The organism is Pseudolysinimonas sp., assembly GCF_031389465.1.
GTDB lineage: Bacteria > Actinomycetota > Actinomycetes > Actinomycetales > Microbacteriaceae > Pseudolysinimonas_A.
Map to the genome: position 1 here is coordinate 1 of NZ_JANMSQ010000072.1, position 3,937 is coordinate 3,937.

The 3,937-nt window shown below is 68.4% G+C and carries 5 protein-coding genes; 3 read left to right on the forward strand and 2 right to left on the reverse strand.

The window, feature by feature from the left end; all coding sequences use genetic code 11:
* Nucleotides 1-831 (reverse strand): signal recognition particle receptor subunit alpha (locus RMO30_RS02770; RefSeq protein ID WP_309709207.1); only part of this gene is annotated, 831 nt, incomplete at its 3' end.
* 167 nt (nucleotides 832-998) lie between these two features.
* On the opposite strand from RMO30_RS02770, the gene RMO30_RS02775 reads away from it, so the two are divergent.
* Nucleotides 999-1,523: a gamma carbonic anhydrase family protein gene (locus tag RMO30_RS02775; RefSeq protein ID WP_309709209.1), complete on the forward strand. Its 525-nt coding sequence runs from the start codon at nucleotides 999-1,001 to the stop codon at nucleotides 1,521-1,523.
* Here RMO30_RS02775 and RMO30_RS02780 read toward each other — a convergent pair.
* Nucleotides 1,520-1,837: a hypothetical protein gene (locus RMO30_RS02780; protein ID WP_309709212.1), complete on the reverse strand. Its 318-nt coding sequence runs from the start codon at nucleotides 1,835-1,837 to the stop codon at nucleotides 1,520-1,522. The two genes, RMO30_RS02775 and RMO30_RS02780, sit on opposite strands and share 4 nt — an antisense overlap.
* Before the next feature lie 96 nt (nucleotides 1,838-1,933).
* Between RMO30_RS02780 and RMO30_RS02785 the strand changes: the two genes are divergently transcribed.
* Together RMO30_RS02785 and RMO30_RS02790 are read left to right on the forward strand one after the other, a co-directional pair.
* On the forward strand, nucleotides 1,934-2,839 hold the full coding sequence (locus RMO30_RS02785; RefSeq protein WP_309709214.1) for a PHB depolymerase family esterase: 906 nt from the start codon (nucleotides 1,934-1,936) through the stop codon (nucleotides 2,837-2,839).
* Nucleotides 2,840-2,935: 96 nt separating this feature from the next.
* Complete coding sequence (locus RMO30_RS02790) at nucleotides 2,936-3,937, forward strand: IS481 family transposase (RefSeq protein WP_309709217.1); 1,002 nt, start codon at nucleotides 2,936-2,938, stop codon at nucleotides 3,935-3,937.

The window sequence follows — 3,937 nt, forward strand, 5'->3', positions numbered from 1 at the left end:
CGCGAACATGATCGGGCGGCCGGTCACGGACGCGACGGACAGTGCGGCGCCACCGCGGGCGTCGCCGTCGAGCTTGGTGAGCACGACGCCGGTGAAGTCTACGCCCTCCTGGAAGGCCCGGGCGGTCGTGACGGCGTCCTGACCGATCATCGCGTCGATGACGAACAACACCTCGTCGGGATCGACGGCCTTGCGGATGTCGGAGGCCTGCTTCATCAGCTCGGCGTCGATCCCGAGGCGGCCGGCGGTGTCGACGATGACGGTGTCGTACTGCTTACGCTCCGCCTCCTTGACGCCGTCCTTCGCGACCTTCACCGGGTTGCCGACCCCGTTGCCCGGCTCGGGGGCGAAGACCGGCACGCCCGCCTGCTCGCCGACGACCTGCAGCTGGGTGACGGCGTTCGGACGCTGAAGGTCGCTCGCCACGAGCAGAGGCGTGTGCCCCTCCTTCTTCAGCCACTTCGCGAGCTTCCCGGCGAGGGTCGTCTTACCCGCACCCTGAAGGCCGGCGAGCATGATGACGGTCGGCGGCTTCTTCGCGAACTGCAGGCGTCGTTGCTCACCACCGAGGATGCCGACCAACTCTTCGTTCACGATCTGCACGACCTGCTGTGCCGGGTTGAGCGCCTTGTTGACCTCGTCGCTCAGCGCCCGCTCGCGCACCTTACCCGTGAACTCCTTCACCACCTCGAGTGCGACGTCGGCGTCGAGGAGGGCGCGACGGATTTCGCGCACCGTGCCGTCGACATCCGCGGGAGTGAGCTTGCCCTTGGTGCGGAGGTTCTTGAACGTCGCGGTGAGGCGATCCGAAAGTGAGGAGAACGTGGCCATATCGCGAGACAGCTTAGGCCGGGGCGCTCGAGCCCCGAGGATTCGTGCGAATCGGCGGCTGAATGCCGCGTGAGCCGCCAATTCCCACGAATCGTGGCGCTGTGGGGATCCGGCACAGTGCCAGGCTCGACTTCGGCGCCATCGCTCAACGCAACTAACCTGGGCGCATGCCGCTCATCATCCCGTTCGACGGACACACCCCCGAGATCGACGGTGCAGCCTGGGTGGCGCCGAACGCTTCCGTCATCGGGAACGTGCGGATCGCCGCCGACGCGAACGTGTGGTTCGGTGCGGTGTTGCGGGGAGACATCGACGAGATCGTGCTGGGCGAGCGCAGCAATCTGCAAGACAACGCGGTCATCCATACCGAGTCCGGCAACCCGACGATCGTCGGCGCGGATGTCAGCATCGGCCACGGCGCGATCGTTCACGGCTGCGTGGTCGAAGACGGCTGCCTCATCGGCATGAACGCGACGGTGCTCAACGGCGCCGTGATCGGTGCCAACTCCCTCGTCGCCGCGGGAGCGCTCGTGCTTGAGGGGACCGTCATCCCGCCCCGTTCGCTCGTGGCGGGGGTCCCGGGGAAGGTGCGCCGCGAGCTCACCGACGAGGAAGTGGCCGGGCTGCTCGGCAACTCGGCGCGGTACGTTCCGCGTTCGAAGTTGTACGCGGCTGCTGAGAGGCTCGGTTAGGCGTTCGCTGCGACCCGCAGAATGATGACCGCCACGATCGGGGCGAGCGACACCAGCAGGGCGAGACCCGCGATCCCGCGGGCGAGGCCGCGCGCGAGGCAGACGATACTGATCACGAGGCCCGCGAGCACGAGAATCGCGGCAATCAGGAACACGATGATGTAGGGCGTCGCGCCGGAGCCGCTCGCGTCGAGTGCGGCGGACACTCCGTTGACGAAGCTCCAGGCCATCCCGGCCGCGCCGAGCACGGCCAGAATCAGCGCGAGCGTGGCGGGAACTCGGCTCGGGCTGACGTAGGTGTCGGTCGCACTCATGGCGCCACCTTAGGGGTTTCGGGTACTCCGAGGGGAGTAAGCGTCGTGTGTCATCGGGACGACGCAGACGGGCGTCGGAGCCGGAAGACTTGCCGCATGACCCCCCGCATGAGGCCCCGCCGCATCCTCGCCGCCCTGCTCGCCGTCACCTCGGTCGCCGTCGCTCTCACCGGCTGCGGCATCCGCGGCGACCAGCAGGACTCCGCGACACCACCCGGCACCGAGCTCCGAGTGATCGAGGTGGACGGCGTCGACCGGTCGTATCGCGTGCACATCCCCGAGCAGCTCGCCACCGATCCCGCGCTGGTCGTGATGATGCACGGAGGCCTCGGCTCCGCGCAGCAGGCCGAACGGGCCTACGGCTGGAACGCGGAGTCCGACGCGGCTGGGTTCGTCGTCGCCTACCCCGACGGAAAGAGCCGCACCTGGAACGCGGGCGACTGCTGCGGTGGGGCCGAACGCGACGACGTCAACGATGTCGCCTTCATCACCGCCCTCGTCGGCGAGCTGCAGAACGAGTTCGGCATTTCGAGCGACCGCACTTTCGCGACGGGAATGTCGAACGGCGCGATGATGTCGTACCGACTCGCCTGCGAGACCGACCTGTTCGCGGCGATCGCCCCCGTCGCCGGCACCATCGTGACACCCTGCGAGGCGCCGGCGCCGACATCCGTTCTGCACATCCACGGTCTCGACGACGGCAGCGTGCGCATGGACGGTGAGCCCGGTAACGGCATCGGTGACGTCGACGGGATGCCGATCGCCGACGTCAACGCCCTGTGGCGGGCCGCGGGCGCTTGCGCCGACCCCGTGATCACCGACGAACCGCCGGTCACGACCAGCGCGAGCGCCTGCGCCGACGACCGCCGCGTCGTGCTTGTGACCGTCGCGGATGCCGGTCACCAGTGGCCGGGATCCGTCGCCCGGGAAGGCGCCACCGATCAGCCGAGCGGCGCGCTCGATGCGACGGCCCTGATCTGGGAGTTCTTCGACGCGGCCTAGGTGTAGCGACCCGGGACGTTGTGAACGTCGCGGGTAGGTGAAGACCTCCGGAACGATGTGGGTTACCACACTCGCATCGTTAAACCGGAGGTCTTCGTGGTTCACGGTAATGCTCATTTGACACCCAAGGGTCGTCTTCGTCTGGCTCGGGCAGTAGTCGATGGTCGTTGGACGCTGGCTCGCGCGGCGCAGCGTTTCCAGTGCTCGCCGGCGACGGCGAAGAAGTGGGCGGATCGATATCGCGCCGGTGAGCCGATGGAGGATCGCAGCTCTCGTCCGCACCGGTCGCCAGCCCAGATCGGGCGTCGCACCGAGCGGCGGGTCGTCGCGCTCCGTTTCAACCGCCGCTGGGGCGCGAGGCGGATCGCCTGGCATCTGGGGTTGAACCCGGCGACGGTCGGCCGGGTGCTCGCTCGGTATCGGATGCCCAGACTGTCGCATCTGGACCGCAACACCGGCCTGCCTGTCCGGAAGCCCAAACCGATCCGCTATGAAGCGGCGGAGCCGGGTGACATCGTGCACGTCGATATCAAGAAACTCGGGCGGATCCCCGACGGCGGCGGCTGGCGCGCCCATGGCCGCGGGTCCATCCAGGACCGTCGAGCCGAGGCGGCGCGGGACCGGGCGGCGCGCCGCGGAGCCGCACCCTCGCGCGGCTATGCGTTCTTGCACCACGCGGTCGACGACTGCACCCGTCTCGCCTACTCCGAGGAACTCGGCGACGAGAGGAAGGAAACAGCCGCCGGGTTCTGGACTCGCGCCCGCGATCACTTTGCCGAGGCCGGCTTCACCGTCAAAGCGGTGATGACCGACAACGGCTCCTGCTACCGCTCACGCGACTTCGCCGCCGCCCTCGGCGACGGAGTCCGCCACATCCGCACCCGCCCCTACCGGCCGCAGACCAACGGGAAAGTGGAGAGATTCAACCGCACCCTCGCCGCCGAATGGGCCTACGCCACCACCTACCTCTCCAACGAAGCCCGATCCGCCACCTACCCCGACTGGCTCGAGGAATACAATCACCGACGACCCCACAGCGCCCTCGGAGGCCACACCCCCGCCTGCCGCGTTCACAACCTCACGGGTCGCTACACCTAG